The following is a 16,064-nucleotide window of genomic DNA, read 5'->3' as shown; positions in this document are numbered from 1 at the left end:
TCTGAATGTCTAAAGTATATTATAAAACAGCAGAAGAGATTGAGCAGGTGCGGGAGTCAGCAAATGTACTCTCGCAATTGCTTGCTGAAATTGCTGGAATCATTGAGCCTGGGGTAACCACGCTTTCACTTGATAAGTTCGCGTTTGATTTTATCAGTGATCATAAGGGTACACCAGCATTCCTAAATTACCATGGGTTTCCATATTCACTATGTATCTCGGTAAACGATCAGATCGTTCATGGATTTCCAAGTGACTATGCACTTCAAGAAGGGGATATTGTTTCCGTAGATGGCGGTGTTAACCTGAATGGTTTCATTAGTGATTCTGCTTATACTTTTGCAGTCGGAGAAGTATCTGATGAGGCGAAACAATTGCTTGAAGTTACCAAGGCTTCTTTATATGCCGGTATTGAGCAAGCAGTTGCTGGAAAAAGAGTAGGTGATATTTCATCTGCAGTTCAAGAATACGTTCAACCTTATCATTACGGAATCGTCCGTGAATTGGTAGGGCATGGAGTAGGTTTTCACTTACATGAAAAACCAGAAGTTCCGAATTACGGAAAACGTGGTTCTGGACCAAAATTGGAAGAAGGTTTGGTGATCTGTATCGAACCGATGATCAATGCGGGAAAGGCCGGCGTTAAATTTTGGGATGATGGCTGGACGGTAAGCACAGTGGATGGTAAGCTTTCTGCTCACTTTGAACAGATGGTTGCTATCCGAAAAGGCGCTCCAGATGTGTTGTTGAATTTTGAAGCAATAGAGAAAGTTTTAGAGAAAAAGTAATTGGTTTTCAATTATTTTTATTTATCTTTGCACTCCTGTTTGCGGGTTAATACATAAAATAAAACGGTATATATGGCTAAACAAGCCTCAATAGAACAAGACGGCATCATAAAAGAAGCACTTTCTAATGCAATGTTTCGCGTAGAATTAGAGAATGGGCATGAGATCATTGCCCACATTTCTGGTAAAATGCGTATGCATTATATTAAGATTTTACCTGGAGATAAAGTAAAGCTTGAAATGTCTCCTTATGATTTAACAAAAGGAAGAATTACATACCGCTATAAATAAGAATTTTTTCTTGGAATAGCTTTTAAAAATAATACTCAAGATGAAAGTTAGAGCATCAATTAAAAAACGTAGCGCGGATTGTAAGATTATCCGTCGTAAAGGAAAAGTTTTCGTAATCAATAAAAAGAACCCTAAGTTCAAACAACGTCAGGGTTAATTTTAACATAATCGCTTAAAATATTATATGGCAAGGATCGCAGGTATAGATTTACCTAAAAACAAAAGAGGTGTTATTGGCCTTACCTATATTTTTGGTATTGGTCGCAACACTGCTGCTTATATCCTAGAGAAAGCAGGCATCAGTGAAGACGTGAAAGTTCAAGAGTGGAATGATGATCAATTAGCAGCTATTCGTACTATCATCAATGATGAGATCAAAGTAGAAGGTGCTTTACGTTCAGAAGTACAATTGAACATTAAACGTTTGATGGATATTGGATGTTACCGTGGACTACGTCACCGTAAGCACCTTCCAGTTCGTGGACAACGTACTAAGAATAACTCTCGTACGAGAAAAGGTAAACGTAAGACAGTTGCAAACAAGAAAAAAGCTACTAAATAATAAGTAAGAAATGGCTAAAAGTAAAAAAGTTACTAAAAAACGTATCGTAGTTATCGAGCCTGTAGGACAAGCTCATATCAACGCTACTTTTAACAACATCATCGTAACTTTGACTAATAATCAAGGTCAAACAATTTCATGGTCATCAGCTGGTAAAATGGGATTCAAAGGTTCAAAAAAGAATACTCCATACGCTGCTGGTCAAGCTGCAAGTGATTGCGGGAAAGTTGCTTACGACTTAGGATTACGTAAAGTTGAAGTTTTCGTAAAAGGACCGGGTGCAGGCCGTGAGTCAGCTATCCGTTCACTGCAAACAGTTGGTATCGACGTTACAACAATCAAGGATATTACTCCACTTCCTCACAACGGTTGTCGTCCTCCAAAACGCAGAAGAGTTTAATAACAATATTTGTTTAAGATAAGATTCGTCAGCTATAGGCTGATAGATACTTCAAACAGCACAAGAAATGGCAAGATATACAGGACCTAAGTCCAAAATAGCTCGTAAATTTAGAGAGCCAATTTTCGGCCCAGATAAGGCCTTAGAGAAAAAGAATTATCCTCCAGGTCAACATGGACCATCAAAAAGAAGAGGTAAACAATCTGAATACGCAATTCAGTTGTTAGAAAAGCAAAAAGCAAAATATACTTACGGAGTTTTAGAGCGTCAGTTCTCTAACTTATTCGTAAAAGCGGCAGCTAAACAAGGTATTACTGGTGAGAACTTCTTGAAATTATTAGAAGCACGTTTAGATAATATCGTTTACCGTTTAGGAATTGCTCCTACACGTTCAGCTGCGCGTCAATTAGTATCGCACAAACACATTACAGTTAACGGCGAAGTTGTTAACATTCCATCATATAGTGTTCGCCCAGGTGACGTAGTTGCCGTTCGCGAGCGTTCTCAATCTCTTGAGGCTATCGTTAATTCCGTAGCTGGAAGAAAAATCAACAAATTTGGTTGGTTAGAGTGGAATGCAAATGAGCTTAAAGGTACTTTCTTAAGCTACCCTGAAAGAGCAGACATTCCTGAGAACATTAAAGAAAACTTAATTGTAGAGTTGTACTCTAAATAATAATTGATAACAACATGCATTTCATAAGGAGATGCATGTTGTTATTTTCTCATGTATAGTAAATAAACTTAAAAGAACATAAATGGCAATTTTAGCATTTCAAAGACCGGATAAAGTTATCATGCAGAAATCTACTGATTTTGATGGTACCTTCGAATTTCGTCCATTAGAGCCAGGATTTGGAGTAACTATTGGTAATGCTTTGCGCCGTATTTTATTGTCCTCACTAGAAGGATATGCAATTACGTCGATAAGATTCTCAGGCGTGTCGCACGAATTCTCTACCATCAAAGGTGTTGTAGAAGACGTTACGGAAATCATCTTAAACTTGAAACAAGTTCGTTTCAAGAAATCAGGTGAACAAGGCGATAACGAAAAGATCTTTGTAGTTATCAATGGTCAAGATCAATTTACTGCTGGTGATATTACGAAATTCTCCAACAATTTTACAGTTCTTAATCCTGATTTAGTTATCTGTAACATGGATAGCTCTGTTACTGTTGAGGTTGAACTTTCAGTAGCTAAAGGACGTGGATATGTAAATGCAGAGGAGAACAAGGTAACAGATGGTCCAGTAGGCGTAATCGCAATTGATTCTATCTATACTCCGATCAAGAATGTTAAATACACCATTGAGAATTACCGTGTAGAACAAAAGACTGACTACGAGAAATTGTTGTTGGACATTTCTACAGATGGTTCCATTCATCCAGAAGAAGCTTTGAAAGAAGCGGCTAAAATCCTTATTCAACACTTTATGTTGTTCTCTGACGAAAACATGTTGTTAGAGTCTCAAACTAAAGAAGAAACTAAGGTAGTTGATGAAGAGATCCTTCACATGCGTAAGATCTTGAAAACTGAATTGGTAGATCTAGATCTTTCTGTACGTGCATTGAACTGTTTGAAAGCTGCAGATATTCGCACATTGGCTGAGTTGGTAACATACGACGTAGCTGATATGTTGAAGTTCCGTAACTTCGGTAAGAAATCTTTGAGTGAAATCCAAGAATTGGTAAAATCGAAAGGTTTATCATTCGGTATGAACTTGGCTAAGTACAAGTTAGACGAAGAATAATAATTAACAATAATAATAAGCGACCTGTTGCGTAATTCCTCTTAGAGGTGGGTTGGTTCAACTCAGGAAATAAGAACGGTACGCACAAAAACAATTAACAAAATGAGACACGGAAAAAAAGTAAATCACTTAGGCCGCACTGACAGTCACCGTAAGGCGATGTTAGCTAACATGGCGACGTCATTGATCAAACACAAACGTATTACGACTACTTTAGCGAAAGCAAAAGCATTACGTACTTATGTGGAGCCTTTGATTACAAAATCTAAAAACGACACGACTCACTCACGTCGTACGGTATTCGCTTACTTAAAAGACAAAGATGCTGTTACTATCTTGTTCCGCGAGATTTCAGAGAAAGTAGCATCTCGTCCAGGTGGTTACACTCGTATCATCAAATTGGAAAACCGTTTAGGTGATAACGCGGAGATGGCATTCATCGAATTAGTAGACTATAACGAAGTTTATGGTAAAACTGCTAAGACTGAGAAAAAAGCTACTCGCCGTCGTGGAGCTACTAAGAAAAAAGCTACTGAAGCTACTGAAACTAAAGCAGCAGCAACTCCAGCAACTGATGATTTAACAATCGTTGAAGGTATCGGTCCTAAAATTGCTGAAGTATTAACTGCAGCTGGAATCAGCACTTACGCTGAATTAGCTAAAACTGATGCTGAAAAAGTAAAAGAAATTTTAACTGAAGCAGGATCTAACTTTAACACTGCAGATCCTACTACTTGGGCTGAACAAGCACAATTAGCTGCAGATGGTAAATTCGAAGAATTAGAAAAACTTAAAGCCGAATTAGACGGTGGTAAAAAAGTTGACGAATAATATTTTCGGTTTATAGAAGAAAGAGAGGTATCAGTTTTGATACCTCTTTTTTTATGCTATTTTAACCCAAATCGTTTTTATTTTATTTGTACATTTGACATTCTAAACTTTATTATTTTATTACACAATCCATGGAACTTTTTAATGTTTATCCTGTAACTCCCATTAATATCGTAAGAGCTAAAGGATCAATCGTTTGGGACGAACAGGGTACGGAATACCTTGACTTGTATGGTGGACATGCCGTAATATCTATCGGACATACGCATCCGCACTATGTAGAATCAATTACCAATCAATTAAATAATATCGCTTTCTATTCGAATTCGGTATTGATTCCAATCCAACGACGATTGTCAACCCTATTAGGGGAAGTTTCCGGAAAGAATGACTTTAGTCTATTCTTGTGTAATTCAGGTGCTGAAGCTAATGAGAATGCATTGAAATTGGCCTCTTTCCATACGGGAAGAAAGAAAGTCATTGCATTCAGTAAATCCTTCCACGGGAGAACTTCCTTGGCGGTGGCTGCTACCGATAACCCAAGTATTGTTGCCCCGGTCAATCAAACGGACAATGTTGTTTTCTTGCCATTCAATGATGAGGAAGCATTAGCAGAAGCATTTGCTTCATATGGCAATGAAATCGCGGCAGTGATTATTGAAGGTATCCAAGGAGTGGGTGGAATCAGAGAGGCCTCCATTCCTTTCTTAAAACTAATTCGTTCGCTTTGTGATCAATATGGATCTGTATTCATTGCAGATTCGGTGCAATGTGGTTATGGAAGAACCGGACTTTTCTTTTCCCATGATTATGCAGGGGTGGAAGCTGATATCTATTCCATGGCGAAAGGAATGGGCAACGGTTTCCCAATAGGAGGAATAATTATCTCTCCTAAATTTAAGGCCTCATTTGGACTTTTAGGCACTACCTTCGGGGGTAACCACTTGGCCTGTGCTGCAGCGGTTGCAGTTTTAGAAGTCATCAAACAAGATAATCTGCTGGCAAACGCAGAAGCTGTCGGAAATTACCTGATCGAAGAACTGAAGAAATTCGATAAGGTTTTGGAAGTACGTGGGAGAGGATTGATGATCGGTATTGAATTGCCAGAGGAATTGGCCCAAGTGAAAAAGGATCTATTATTGAAAAATAAAATCTTTACGGGTGAAGCCAAACCAAATGTTATCCGACTGCTACCGGCATTGAATATGAACAAAGAAATGGCAGATCGGTTTTTAACTGCATTTGACGAAAGATTAAAAGCATAAATCAACAAGATGAAGAAGTTTTTTTCCGTTGCGGATGTCGATAACCTAAAGGATATTGTTGCAGAAGCATTAGCTATAAAGGCGAATCCGAATGCCCAAGAAGAATTAGGAAAACATAAAATGTTAGGTTTGGTGTTCTTGAATCCGAGCCTAAGAACACGTTTAAGTACGCAGAAAGCGGCCATGAACCTAGGCATGAATGTCATGGTCATGAATATGGACAAAGATGGATGGGCATTGGAGACACGCGATGGTGTGGTGATGGATGGTACGACCGTTGAACATATACGTGAAGCTGCGGCTGTTATGGGCGAATATTGCGATATACTCGGCCTTCGTTCTTTTCCGACCTTGAAAGATAAAGAGGCAGATTATTCAGAAGATCTATTCAATAAATTCATCAACTATTGTGGGGTTCCCGTAGTTTCCTTAGAAAGTGCTACCAGGCATCCACTACAGAGCTTAACGGATCTTATTACGATTACAGAGTACAAGAAAAAGGAAAAACCTAAGGTTGTCCTGGCTTGGGCTCCGCATGTAAAGGCGCTTCCTCAGGCTGTTCCAAATTCATTTGCCGAATGGATGAGCAAGGCACAGGCGGAAGGGCTATTGGATTTTACCGTAGCACAACCAGCCGGATATGAACTGCATGAGGATTTTACCCAAGGAGCGCATATTACAACTGACCTCCAGGAAGCCTTGAAAGATGCCGATTTTGTTTATGTAAAAAACTGGTCTTCCTTTAAAGAATACGGTGCTGTCTATCCAGTGAACGAAAATTGGATGATGGATAATGAAAAATTGAAATTGACCAATGATGCGAAGGTTATGCACTGTTTGCCGGTCCGTCGGGATTTGGAATTATCCTCCGAGATATTGGATGGACCAAATTCATTGGTGATCAAAGAAGCAAGCAATAGGGTGTGGGCTGCTCAAGTGGTATTGAAAAGAATGTTGGAGGACTTGAAAAGCTAAGAATTCATGTCGGTATTAAATATTATTAAGATTGGTGGGAATGTGATCGATGATGCCAATCAATTATCTGCCTTTTTGGAGAAATTTTCAGCGCTGCCAGGTCGCAAGATCCTGGTTCATGGCGGTGGTAAAATTGCGACCCGTATTGCAAGCGATATGGGAATCGAGGCCAAAATGGTAGAAGGAAGAAGAATAACGGATGCAGCGATGTTGGATGTGGTTACCATGGTCTATGCCGGGTTGACGAACAAGAATATCGTTGCTGAACTTCAGAAATATAACTGTGATGCTGTCGGCTTATGCGGGGCAGATGCAAACATGATCAAAGCTGTAAAAAGACCGGTAAGAGAAATCGATTATGGTTTTGTGGGTGATATCCTTGCCGATTCCATCAATGCTCTTGCCATAAAAAAGCTATTGGAAGCAGAATTTATCCCGGTATTCTCTGCCATTACCCATAATGGACATGGGCAGCTCCTGAATACCAATGCGGATACCATTGCTTCTTCACTGGCGGTTGCACTGTCTAAGCTATATGAAGTATCACTGATCTATTGTTTTGATAAAAATGGAGTTCTAAAAGATGTAAATGATGATAATTCCGTGATTGAAACCATTAAATCCTCGGAGTTTGAAACCTTAAAGGAAGGAAAAGTAATTCATGATGGCATGATCCCAAAGCTATTCAATGCTTTTGATGCCATATCCAAAGGAGTTACGAACGTCTATATTGGCCATGCCAATAACCTGCATCTTTTTCAACAGCGTAAATTCGGAACCTGTTTGATTGCTTAACAGCGGGGAACTATTTTCCCCCATATAAACGAACCTAAACATATGAATAGAATTACGATTATTGGCGGAGGAAACATAGGATTATCCTTAGCTAGAGGCTTGGTAAAGGCAGCTTATTGCGATGCCCCATCCATTACGATTACACGCCGCAACCTTTCCTCTTTGGAAGAGGAAAAGAAAGATGGATTTAACGTAAGTGACCATAACCCCGAAGCTATTTCTGATGCTGACTATATTGTATTGGCTATTCTTCCTCAGCAGATCCGAAAAGTGATGGATGAGATCGCGCCTACACTAAGAGCCGATCAGACCATAATTTCGGTTGCATCAGGTGTTTCCTGTGCAGATATCAAAGAGGTATTAGGACAAGATAAGGTCGTCATTCGGGCCATGCCCAATACGGCTATTGCCATCGGACAATCCATGACCTGTATCTCCACAGATCAAGCAGACCAAGAAAAGATCGATGAGGTTTCGAAAATGTTTGAATCCGTAGGGTCTGTCGTGGTAATCAACGAAGATCTGATGACCTCGGCCACAGCCTTGTGTGCCTGTGGGATTGCCTTTTTTCTGAGAGGTATCCGAGCGGCCAGCCAAGGAGGGGTAGAGATTGGTTTCCATGCGCATGATGCCCTTAAAATGGCTATTCAGACTGCCAAGGGAGCTGCTGATCTCTTACTTCAAATGGGAAGCCATCCTGAAAGCGAAATCGATAAAGTTACTTCACCAAAAGGTTGTACCATTGCCGGGCTGAATGAAATGGAGCATAACGGCTTCAGCTCAGCCTTTATCAAAGGCATTAAATTATCAGCTAAAAAAGCAGGAGGATTATATAATGACTGATGTAGATTTACTGATTGCAGAAAGTACTGATCTCTTACAGCAATTGATCCGGACAACCTCCTATAGCAGGGAGGAAGCCGAAACCGCAGAAATCATAACCCAATTTTTAATCAATGCGGAGATTCCTTCTGAATGCGTAGGGAATAATGTGATTGCGTACAATAAGTATTTTGAGGACTCCAAGCCGACCGTTTTACTCAATTCGCACCATGATACCGTAAAACCAAATCCTGCCTATACCAAGGATCCGTTTCTCCCGCAGATAGAGGATGGTAAACTTTTTGGATTAGGAAGCAATGATGCCGGAGGATGTTTAGTTTCTTTGATTGCCGCATTCCGCTATTTCAACGAGCTGCAGGACTTGCCTTTCAACCTCTGTCTCTTGGCTTCGGCCGAAGAGGAGGTTTCTGGTAAGGGCGGGGTAGAAGAGGCCTATGAACACCTAAAACCATGTGATTTTGCTGTTGTAGGCGAACCAACCCTTTTGGATTTGGCTATTGCCGAAAAAGGATTGATGGTACTCGACTGTGAAGCAATAGGCGAAGCTGGCCATGCTGCAAGGAACGAGGGAGTAAATGCCATTTATAAAGCTTTGGAAGATATACATTGGTTTCAGACGTATGAATTCCCTAAGGAGTCTGCATCCTTAGGGCCGGTTAAAATGAGTGTCACCATGATCGAAGCAGGTTCACAACATAATGTAGTTCCGGCAAGTTGTAAGTTTGTGGTGGATGTGCGCACCACCGATGTTTATAATAATGAGGAAGTACTTCAGATCATTAAAGAGAACATAAGGAGTGTAGTTCAGGCGCGTTCTACTCGGTTAAACCCATCTTCTATCCCCATGGACCATCCTATAGTAAAAGCTGGATTAGCTTTAGGGAAAAAGACCTATGGTAGCCCGACTATGAGCGATCAGGCATTACTGCCGATTCCTTCTGTAAAAGTTGGACCAGGAGATTCAGCAAGATCGCATTCGGCCGATGAATTTATTTATCTGAAAGAAATTGATGAAGGGATCCGATTTTATATCGCCCTGTTAGAAAATATAAAAAGCGGGATATAATTCAAATCCCGCTTTTCTTTTTCACATGTAGCGTCTCCTTTGGAATACGCTTCTATTATAAAGTGATCTGTCTTTTGATGCTTTCTTCAAGAGAGATGATCGTCTCTGTACGTTGGATTCCCTTTAGGCCTTGGATATCCTCGTTCAAAACTTTTCTCAAATGAGAGGTGTCGCGGCAAACTATTTTAGCGAATGCACTGTACTGACCCGTACAATAGTGCAATTCCACAACTTCTTTAACCTGTTTTAGCTGTTCCACAGCATCTGCATACTGCGAACCCTTCTCTAAATAGATACCTAAGAAGGCGGTGATGTCAAATCCGACCTTTTGAGGGTTGATAATTAGGTTCGATCCACTAATTATGCCTAATTCTTCCATTTTTTTCATCCTAACATGGATGGTTCCTCCGGAAACTATCAGTTTTTTTGCAATTTCAGTGTATGGAATCGAAGCATCTTCCATTAAAATGGATAAAATTTGAACATCCAGGTTGTCTAAATCGTAATTTGAATAGTTTTTCTCCATAAAAATGGTATTTATTTGTTATTAAAATAGTTTATTTTTAAAAATATCGAAAAAAATCAAATAATTTTCAATTTTTTTCGATTAAATATTAAATTTGATTCAACAAACATGGTAATTCATTGAAAATATCATGTTCCTTCCCTCAAAATAACATAGGTTTATAATTGGTTAGCGTTGAAGCTTCTCGCCCGAGAAGCTTCTTCCATTTAAATTCCAACCTCAAAAACCTGAGTATTTTATATTTTTTCAAAAATAACAACATTTATTGGTATTTTAATAATCGATTAATAATATTTTGGTAATTTAATTAACATATTTGCATTTGACTATTGGAGTTATAATTACTTAATATTTTGTACATTCGAAAAGCGGATAATATAATGGATATGAAAGAGGATGATGTAAAGATTTCGAGGAAGAAGCCGATTTTTCCAGTGGGCCCCGGCTTATTAAAATACCTAAAAGCTTACCAAAGGGACGGGAAATTACCACTGGCCTATCGCGATCTATTGAATTTTCATGAAACGATTCCTTCTATCGATAAAAATGGGGATGATACCCTTTGGGAAATCCCGCTTTACCCGCCACATGTTCAAGACCAACTGTACGATCAATTGAAGATTGTTTATGCCCAATTGAAAGCTTCGGGAAATACCCGTATCGTACAGCATAAAGTAATCGAAAAGATCGAATTCTGCGCCTTTGGCAATACCCATCCTTTTCGGATCAAGATCGTCAACCGTTTGAACGATGTGTATGATTACTTCTATATCAAACAAGCCGATGCTTCCAGAATATATGGATTGGAATTGGAGGAGATCCTTTCCCCCAATCAAGTGAATTACCTGTATGATCGGGATACCCTAGTGGAGGAGCATATCGTCGGGATACCAGGTGATACCTTTAGTAAAGGTCGGATGTTTTCGCCAGATTATAACCAGACCAGGATTGCCAAGGAATTTGTGAAATTTAATGAACGATGCGTGATTTCCATGTTAGGCGATATGCGAGCCTATAACTTTGTGATGCAGATTACCCCTGATTTTGATGATTTCCAATTCCGGATTCGGGCCATTGACTTTGATCAGCAGTTTTACGAAGGTAATATCAAGGTATATATGCCACAGTTCTTCAAAGAGAACTTTCCCTATGTAAAGCTGTCTATGGAACATCTCAATGATAAAACAGTACTCCAATACCAACAAGAAGAGCGATCCTCCATTGTACATCGGGTCCGTAGTGAAAGACATCGAATCAAAGATTTGCGGGATGCATCCAAAACCCAACAACTTTCTACGCCTGAGAATATCGAACGGTTAAAGGTCCAATATGCCAAATACTATGATAATGAAAATTATTTCCATTGCGAATCCATGACCGACATCATCGAAATGAATGTGAAAAACGTGATCCGCCAAGTCCAACTATAGCAAACTGGCTCAGCGCTTAAATTTTACTTTACCCTTTTCTGATTGTCCTTGACAAAGGCCTCCCAACCTGAATAGGATTTACCGGTTTGGGTATCGTTTTGTTGGAATGAATGGCATACCGCTACGGCAAGGCCGTCAGTGGCATCCAAAAATTCAGGAGTTTCTTTGAACCCCAATAAATTCTGCAGCATGGCAGCCACTTGCTCCTTACTGGCATTTCCATTCCCTGTAACCGACTGTTTAATCTTCCGAGGGGAATATTCAAAGATGGGGATATCCGATTGCAGTGCCGCAGCCATCGCCACGCCCTGTGCCCGACCAAGCTTCAGCATCACTTGGATATTCTTTCCATAAAATGGAGCCTCTAAGGCAACGCAGTCGGGTTGATACTGTTCAATCAATGCAGAAGTCTTTTTGAAAATCCGCTGAAGCTTTAGGGCATGATCATCCAGATGCCCCATCTTGATCACGCCGAGGGTGATCAGGGAAATCTTTTTGTTCACTTCTTTTACAATACCATAACCCAGAACTACCGTTCCAGGGTCGATACCTAAAATAATCCTTTCCTTCGCTTTTTCCTTTTGCATGCTACAATATTACGATTTTGTCAATCATTGCACATTAAAAACCGTTATTAATTAAAAAATTGTTAAAATTGTGCTTTCATAACGGAGTTGACAAAGATTCAAAAAAAATATCTCAATATTCTCATTAAAGTCGGCATCGTGGCTTTAGCCATGTGGTTCGTCTTTTCTAAAGTCAGTAACCAAAACAACCTTATTGCCTTCAAGAAACTGATCCAGAATATTGATCATACCACCATGTGGTTCATTATTGCTGTAGTTTTCTTGTTGATGTTCCTGAACTGGTTTTTGGAAGTCGTTAAATGGAAATTCCTCGCCCGTAAAATTGAAGAATTATCCTTATGGAAGGCTACAAAGTCCGTCTTTTGCGGATTGACCTGGGCTATTTTTACACCCAATAGAATAGGGGAGTATGGCGGTAGAATCATGGTCCTAAAACCCGAACATCGAGCAAAAGCAGCTGTCTCTATGGGGGTAGGCTTGTTCGGTCAATTGGTGCTTACGTCGGTATTTGGTGCCCTGAGTATTGCTTGGTTCGTCACTAAATTCATAGACACCCCAACTTCGGTCGACTTTGGAATCTGGATATTGGCCATCATCTATGCCCTGGCATTCGTCGTCCTTTATTTCAATGTCTCCTGGATCGATTACCTGGTTGGAAAAATCAAATTTCTAAAGAAAATCAAGCCCTTTTTCGCCGTATTGGAGGATTATTCCACGAAAGAATTGGCCTATGTGTTATGGCTTTCCACCTGCAGGTTTGCCATCTTTACTTCCCAATATATTATCCTGATGTTGATCATCCTACCTGAACTACCAGTGGTATCCATGGTATTGATGATTTTTATTATGTTCTTCATTCAATCGGCCTTGCCTACCTTGGATATTTTCGACTTTAGTGTGCGCAGTTTTGTGGCTAGTAATTTATATGCCTATATTACGACCCAAGAAATTGCAGTCATGGCTATTGTGTCCTTTGTCTGGTTCGTCAATTTGATCTTTCCGGCTATTATTGGTTCTTTTTTTGTATTAAACGTGAATTATATCGGTGATTCTAAGTCTTAGTTTCTATTTGTTCATCATGACCATCGTTTATGTGGTCCTTGTCCTATACATGCGAAATGGTTGGATGCGGATTCCATATTTTCAAAGCGAAGAGCATTTCCCGAACGAAAAGGTCTCCATTATTATTGCCGCGCGAAATGAGGAGCAGAATATAGGAAAGACCTTGGATGCCATCATTGCCCAAGATTATCCAAAAGAATTATTGGAAGTTATTGTCATTGATGATCATTCTACCGATAAAACCGGACTAATCGTACAATCCTATGCTACACGAGGTGTCAAACTGATCACCCTAAATGAGGGCAGCAAATTGAATTCCTACAAGAAATTTGCCATCAATAAGGCGATCATTGCTTCTGAAGGTGATATCATCATTACCACAGATGCCGACTGTCAAATGGGCCCTAAATGGGTCAGGACCATCATCTCCTACATGGTATTGAACCAAAAACAGATGGTTTCCTCCCCCGTATCTTATCATGAAGAAAAATCCTATTTCGAAAAATTACAAACATTGGAGTTTCTGTACCTAATAGGCTTAGGGGCATCGGGAATTGGAAATGAGAATCCAACTACTTGTAATGGGGCTAACTTGGCGTATAGAAAATCCTTATTCTTTGAAATGGGAGGGTTTAAAGGTATTGATGACCTGGCTTCAGGCGATGATGAACTATTGCTTCATAAGGTTGCTGAGAACCATTCGGCATGGATTGGTTTCTGTAAATCAAGGGAGGCCGTAGTCTATACGGATGCAAAGGAAAATCTCAAAGCATTCTTGAACCAGAGGCGCCGTTGGGCATCCAAGAGTACAAAATATAAGGATAAAAAAGTAGTGGTTTTAGGCGTATGTATTTGGATCTTTAATCTTGTTTTCTTGGGTAGTTTGCTCTCCGTGTTGGTCTTGGATAAGGATGCCCAAACATTGGTGCTTGTTTCCCTCATCTTTAAATTTTTGTGCGAACTGGCTTTTCTTTACCCCGTTTTAGCTTTTATGAGGCGGAAGGAGTTACTGGTCAACCTACCTTTGCTTACCGTTATACATCCTTTATACCTGATTTACATCGGAATCATGGGGAATATCGGAAAATACGATTGGAAAGGCAGAACGGTCAAATAGACTTGAACGATTAGGAAACTCCTAATTTTCTTCTTTTACTTTTGCCCGGATTGCCTCTTCTGCCTTTTTCACCACTTCTTCCAAGCTTAATCCTTCCGTAGGGATAGGATCGAGTACTTCCCAAGTCATATGGGTGAACGGGCGTAATGGAAATGAACCCCACTGCACCATTTTATAGGATCCATTGATCGCAATAGGTACTACCAAGGCATCTGGGTTTTTCTTTAACAAGGTGGCTATTCCTCCCACCGAGAAAGCTTTCATTTTACCCGTTTTCGTCCTGGTACCCTCCGGAAATATAAATGCCGACCAGTTATGTTGTTTCATGTTATTAGCAAGCTTTAATATCTCCGCAATAGATTGTTTGGGATCCTTACGGTCGATGTTTGCGGCTCCTCCATGTTTTAGGTTAAAAGAGATGCTGGGGATATTGGCCGTCATCAGTTCCAATTTGCTGATGAATTTGCCATGAAACCTTCTCAAAAAGAAAATCAAAGGTGGAATATCGTAGGTACTTTGGTGATTCGCAATAAAAATGATAGGTCTACCTGTAGGCAGGTTTTTATTGTCGATAAATTCTGTTCTATTGAATAAGGTATAATTACAGGCTACCAATAGACCATTAAGGATATCAACACTTTTTTTATGAGCACTATAACCACCCAATTTTAAACATAACCATTGAATAGGATGGAATATCAATAATGAAAGTGCAAATGACAAATAAAATATAGGGGTTAGGATATATCCTAATACTTTTCTCATAATCAAATTAAAATTGAGCAAATATACATAATTGAATATTATGCATTGTTTAATGTTTTAAAAACAAAATAATATTCAATTAAATTTGAATTTTATTAAATCAATTTTTAATTTTATTAAAATTAAATGTGAAAATATGAAATTTCCACTGCATTGCCCCGCATGTAACCATGAAATGACCGTTGTAAAGCTTCATTGCGAATCCTGCCATACCGAAGTAGCTGGAAAATTTGGATTGCCCCTGTTCCTCAAACTGGAACCTGATGAACAGGATTTTATCATGCAGTTCTTGCTCGACTCTGGAAGCCTTAAAGAAATGGCCAATAAAATGGGGAAGAGCTATCCTACTGTTCGGAACAAACTGGATGAACTCATTGACAAAATTAAATTACTTAAAGATTAAGGAAAATGAAAACCAATTTGATATCAAAAATATTTTACCCATTTGAAAACAATACCAGCAATTTTTTGCTGATTCTTGGCAGTTGCTCCTTTTTAATATTATGCTTTCTAGGCTATCAATGGGAATTTATTTCCGATGGAATCATTCAGATGCACATGGCAACATATAAGGAGTTTTGGAAAGTTCTCATCAATAATTTGATCAATACAGCTTCCCTCAGCCTGCTGATGTTTTTCCTTGCACGGCTAATATATGCCAAATCAAGGTTTATCGACGTATTAACCGTGGTGTTAATTGCGCAGGCCAATCTAGTATGTATAGCGCTTGCTCTTTTCAATCCCATGTTAAAAGAAACAACGCAAGCAATTATTCCTTCGATGGTAAATGGAACTATCAAACCCGATGAAGGGATGTTAAATCAATTGGTATGGTTATCGTTTGCTGCGATACTGGCCTTGGTTTTTATATTGTTCTTTTTCTTTTTGCTGGTTCAGGGTATGAAAATTGCCATGAATAGCAAAAAGGGATATCATGGAATCATCATTATACTGATGACTCTTTTATTGGATGCGTTATTATGGATCACACGACCTTATATCAATTAAAA

General features: G+C 39.3%; 21 protein-coding genes. 18 read left to right on the top strand and 3 right to left on the bottom strand.

Annotated elements, in window-relative coordinates; translation table 11 throughout:
* Positions 1–5 precede the first annotated feature (5 nt).
* The 13 genes from map to E3D81_RS02595 all read left to right on the top strand — a co-directional run bounded on the left by map (position 6) and on the right by E3D81_RS02595 (position 9,567).
* Positions 6–788: a type I methionyl aminopeptidase gene (map, locus tag E3D81_RS02655; RefSeq protein ID WP_134776311.1), complete on the top strand. Its 783-nt coding sequence runs from the start codon at positions 6–8 to the stop codon at positions 786–788.
* Positions 789–860: 72 nt separating this feature from the next.
* Positions 861–1,079 carry a translation initiation factor IF-1 gene (gene infA / locus E3D81_RS02650; RefSeq protein WP_021071231.1) on the top strand — a complete coding sequence of 73 codons (219 nt, stop codon included), beginning with the start codon at positions 861–863 and terminating at the stop codon, positions 1,077–1,079.
* Between the two features lie 40 nt (positions 1,080–1,119).
* Entirely contained in the window at positions 1,120–1,236 is a 117-nt protein-coding gene (gene ykgO, locus E3D81_RS02645) for a type B 50S ribosomal protein L36 (protein WP_013665024.1), read from the top strand.
* Positions 1,237–1,263: 27 nt separating this feature from the next.
* A complete protein-coding gene (rpsM, locus tag E3D81_RS02640) occupies positions 1,264–1,641 on the top strand; it encodes a 30S ribosomal protein S13 (RefSeq protein ID WP_099365462.1) in 378 nt (125 codons plus the stop codon).
* Between the two features lie 10 nt (positions 1,642–1,651).
* Positions 1,652–2,041, top strand: coding sequence for a 30S ribosomal protein S11 (rpsK, locus tag E3D81_RS02635; protein ID WP_099365461.1), 390 nt, complete (start codon positions 1,652–1,654; stop codon positions 2,039–2,041).
* Between the two features lie 67 nt (positions 2,042–2,108).
* A complete protein-coding gene (gene rpsD, locus E3D81_RS02630) occupies positions 2,109–2,717 on the top strand; it encodes a 30S ribosomal protein S4 (protein WP_099365460.1) in 609 nt (202 codons plus the stop codon).
* Positions 2,718–2,799: 82 nt separating this feature from the next.
* On the top strand, positions 2,800–3,792 hold the full coding sequence (locus E3D81_RS02625) for a DNA-directed RNA polymerase subunit alpha (protein ID WP_099365459.1): 993 nt from the start codon (positions 2,800–2,802) through the stop codon (positions 3,790–3,792).
* A gap of 102 nt (positions 3,793–3,894) precedes the next feature.
* Positions 3,895–4,623 (top strand): 50S ribosomal protein L17, encoded by a 729-nt coding sequence (gene rplQ / locus E3D81_RS17550; RefSeq protein WP_099365458.1) that lies wholly within the window; start codon positions 3,895–3,897, stop codon positions 4,621–4,623.
* Positions 4,624–4,754: 131 nt separating this feature from the next.
* Entirely contained in the window at positions 4,755–5,888 is a 1,134-nt protein-coding gene (locus E3D81_RS02615; RefSeq protein ID WP_134776310.1) for an aspartate aminotransferase family protein, read from the top strand.
* A gap of 9 nt (positions 5,889–5,897) precedes the next feature.
* Positions 5,898–6,863 carry an acetylornithine carbamoyltransferase gene (locus E3D81_RS02610; RefSeq protein ID WP_134776309.1) on the top strand — a complete coding sequence of 322 codons (966 nt, stop codon included), beginning with the start codon at positions 5,898–5,900 and terminating at the stop codon, positions 6,861–6,863.
* A gap of 6 nt (positions 6,864–6,869) precedes the next feature.
* Positions 6,870–7,658, top strand: a complete 789-nt coding sequence (gene argB / locus E3D81_RS02605) for an acetylglutamate kinase (RefSeq protein ID WP_134776308.1) — start codon at positions 6,870–6,872, stop codon at positions 7,656–7,658.
* Between the two features lie 42 nt (positions 7,659–7,700).
* A complete protein-coding gene (gene proC, locus E3D81_RS02600; RefSeq protein ID WP_134776307.1) occupies positions 7,701–8,501 on the top strand; it encodes a pyrroline-5-carboxylate reductase in 801 nt (266 codons plus the stop codon).
* On the top strand, positions 8,494–9,567 hold the full coding sequence (locus tag E3D81_RS02595; RefSeq protein WP_134776306.1) for a M20 family metallo-hydrolase: 1,074 nt from the start codon (positions 8,494–8,496) through the stop codon (positions 9,565–9,567). The genes proC and E3D81_RS02595 overlap by 8 nt, the downstream gene beginning before the upstream one ends.
* Before the next feature lie 55 nt (positions 9,568–9,622).
* On the opposite strand, the gene E3D81_RS02590 is transcribed toward E3D81_RS02595, so the two are convergent.
* A complete protein-coding gene (locus E3D81_RS02590) occupies positions 9,623–10,093 on the bottom strand; it encodes an Lrp/AsnC ligand binding domain-containing protein (RefSeq protein ID WP_099365452.1) in 471 nt (156 codons plus the stop codon).
* Between the two features lie 380 nt (positions 10,094–10,473).
* Between E3D81_RS02590 and E3D81_RS02585 the strand changes: the two genes are divergently transcribed.
* Complete coding sequence (locus E3D81_RS02585; RefSeq protein WP_245153270.1) at positions 10,474–11,523, top strand: hypothetical protein; 1,050 nt, start codon at positions 10,474–10,476, stop codon at positions 11,521–11,523.
* Positions 11,524–11,546: 23 nt separating this feature from the next.
* On the opposite strand, the gene ruvC is transcribed toward E3D81_RS02585, so the two are convergent.
* The gene (gene ruvC, locus E3D81_RS02580; protein WP_099365451.1) at positions 11,547–12,110 is read right to left on the bottom strand and encodes a crossover junction endodeoxyribonuclease RuvC; all 564 of its coding nucleotides are present in this window, start codon (positions 12,108–12,110) and stop codon (positions 11,547–11,549) included.
* A gap of 87 nt (positions 12,111–12,197) precedes the next feature.
* Between ruvC and E3D81_RS02575 the strand changes: the two genes are divergently transcribed.
* Positions 12,198–13,172, top strand: coding sequence for a lysylphosphatidylglycerol synthase domain-containing protein (locus tag E3D81_RS02575; RefSeq protein ID WP_099365450.1), 975 nt, complete (start codon positions 12,198–12,200; stop codon positions 13,170–13,172).
* Positions 13,156–14,289, top strand: a complete 1,134-nt coding sequence (locus tag E3D81_RS02570; RefSeq protein WP_245153268.1) for a glycosyltransferase family 2 protein — start codon at positions 13,156–13,158, stop codon at positions 14,287–14,289. The genes E3D81_RS02575 and E3D81_RS02570 overlap by 17 nt, the downstream gene beginning before the upstream one ends.
* Before the next feature lie 21 nt (positions 14,290–14,310).
* Here the strand turns inward: E3D81_RS02570 and E3D81_RS02565 are convergent, their stop codons facing one another.
* On the bottom strand, positions 14,311–15,054 hold the full coding sequence (locus tag E3D81_RS02565) for a lysophospholipid acyltransferase family protein (protein WP_134776304.1): 744 nt from the start codon (positions 15,052–15,054) through the stop codon (positions 14,311–14,313).
* A 136-nt stretch (positions 15,055–15,190) separates the two neighbouring features.
* Between E3D81_RS02565 and E3D81_RS02560 the strand changes: the two genes are divergently transcribed.
* Positions 15,191–15,457: a DUF2089 family protein gene (locus tag E3D81_RS02560; protein WP_134776303.1), complete on the top strand. Its 267-nt coding sequence runs from the start codon at positions 15,191–15,193 to the stop codon at positions 15,455–15,457.
* A gap of 155 nt (positions 15,458–15,612) precedes the next feature.
* A complete protein-coding gene (locus E3D81_RS02555; protein WP_134776302.1) occupies positions 15,613–16,062 on the top strand; it encodes a hypothetical protein in 450 nt (149 codons plus the stop codon).
* Positions 16,063–16,064: the final 2 nt, after the last annotated feature.

It is taken from the genome of Sphingobacterium sp. CZ-2, assembly GCF_004526235.1.
In the GTDB taxonomy this organism is placed as follows: domain Bacteria; phylum Bacteroidota; class Bacteroidia; order Sphingobacteriales; family Sphingobacteriaceae; genus Sphingobacterium; species Sphingobacterium tenebrionis.
The sequence above is the reverse complement of the archived record's forward strand: the minus strand, read 5'-3'. Positions and strand labels throughout refer to the sequence as shown.

Excerpts from the sequence above, each read along its gene's own strand:
- proC (WP_134776307.1), top strand. The coding sequence starts at position 7,701 with ATGAATAGAATTACGATTATTGGCGGAGGAAACATAGGATTATCCTTA.
- ruvC (WP_099365451.1), bottom strand. The coding sequence starts at position 12,110 with ATGCAAAAGGAAAAAGCGAAGGAAAGGATTATTTTAGGTATCGACCCT.
- rplQ (WP_099365458.1), top strand. The coding sequence starts at position 3,895 with ATGAGACACGGAAAAAAAGTAAATCACTTAGGCCGCACTGACAGTCAC.
- E3D81_RS02555 (WP_134776302.1), top strand. The coding sequence starts at position 15,613 with ATGGCAACATATAAGGAGTTTTGGAAAGTTCTCATCAATAATTTGATC.
- E3D81_RS02625 (WP_099365459.1), top strand. The coding sequence starts at position 2,800 with ATGGCAATTTTAGCATTTCAAAGACCGGATAAAGTTATCATGCAGAAA.
- E3D81_RS02615 (WP_134776310.1), top strand. The coding sequence starts at position 4,755 with ATGGAACTTTTTAATGTTTATCCTGTAACTCCCATTAATATCGTAAGA.
- E3D81_RS02585 (WP_245153270.1), top strand. The coding sequence starts at position 10,474 with ATGGATATGAAAGAGGATGATGTAAAGATTTCGAGGAAGAAGCCGATT.
- rpsD (WP_099365460.1), top strand. The coding sequence starts at position 2,109 with ATGGCAAGATATACAGGACCTAAGTCCAAAATAGCTCGTAAATTTAGA.
- map (WP_134776311.1), top strand. The coding sequence starts at position 6 with ATGTCTAAAGTATATTATAAAACAGCAGAAGAGATTGAGCAGGTGCGG.
- E3D81_RS02565 (WP_134776304.1), bottom strand. The coding sequence starts at position 15,054 with ATGAGAAAAGTATTAGGATATATCCTAACCCCTATATTTTATTTGTCA.
- infA (WP_021071231.1), top strand. The coding sequence starts at position 861 with ATGGCTAAACAAGCCTCAATAGAACAAGACGGCATCATAAAAGAAGCA.
- E3D81_RS02590 (WP_099365452.1), bottom strand. The coding sequence starts at position 10,093 with ATGGAGAAAAACTATTCAAATTACGATTTAGACAACCTGGATGTTCAA.
- rpsK (WP_099365461.1), top strand. The coding sequence starts at position 1,652 with ATGGCTAAAAGTAAAAAAGTTACTAAAAAACGTATCGTAGTTATCGAG.
- argB (WP_134776308.1), top strand. The coding sequence starts at position 6,870 with ATGTCGGTATTAAATATTATTAAGATTGGTGGGAATGTGATCGATGAT.
- rpsM (WP_099365462.1), top strand. The coding sequence starts at position 1,264 with ATGGCAAGGATCGCAGGTATAGATTTACCTAAAAACAAAAGAGGTGTT.
- E3D81_RS02610 (WP_134776309.1), top strand. The coding sequence starts at position 5,898 with ATGAAGAAGTTTTTTTCCGTTGCGGATGTCGATAACCTAAAGGATATT.
- E3D81_RS02595 (WP_134776306.1), top strand. The coding sequence starts at position 8,494 with ATGACTGATGTAGATTTACTGATTGCAGAAAGTACTGATCTCTTACAG.
- E3D81_RS02560 (WP_134776303.1), top strand. The coding sequence starts at position 15,191 with ATGAAATTTCCACTGCATTGCCCCGCATGTAACCATGAAATGACCGTT.
- ykgO (WP_013665024.1), top strand. The coding sequence starts at position 1,120 with ATGAAAGTTAGAGCATCAATTAAAAAACGTAGCGCGGATTGTAAGATT.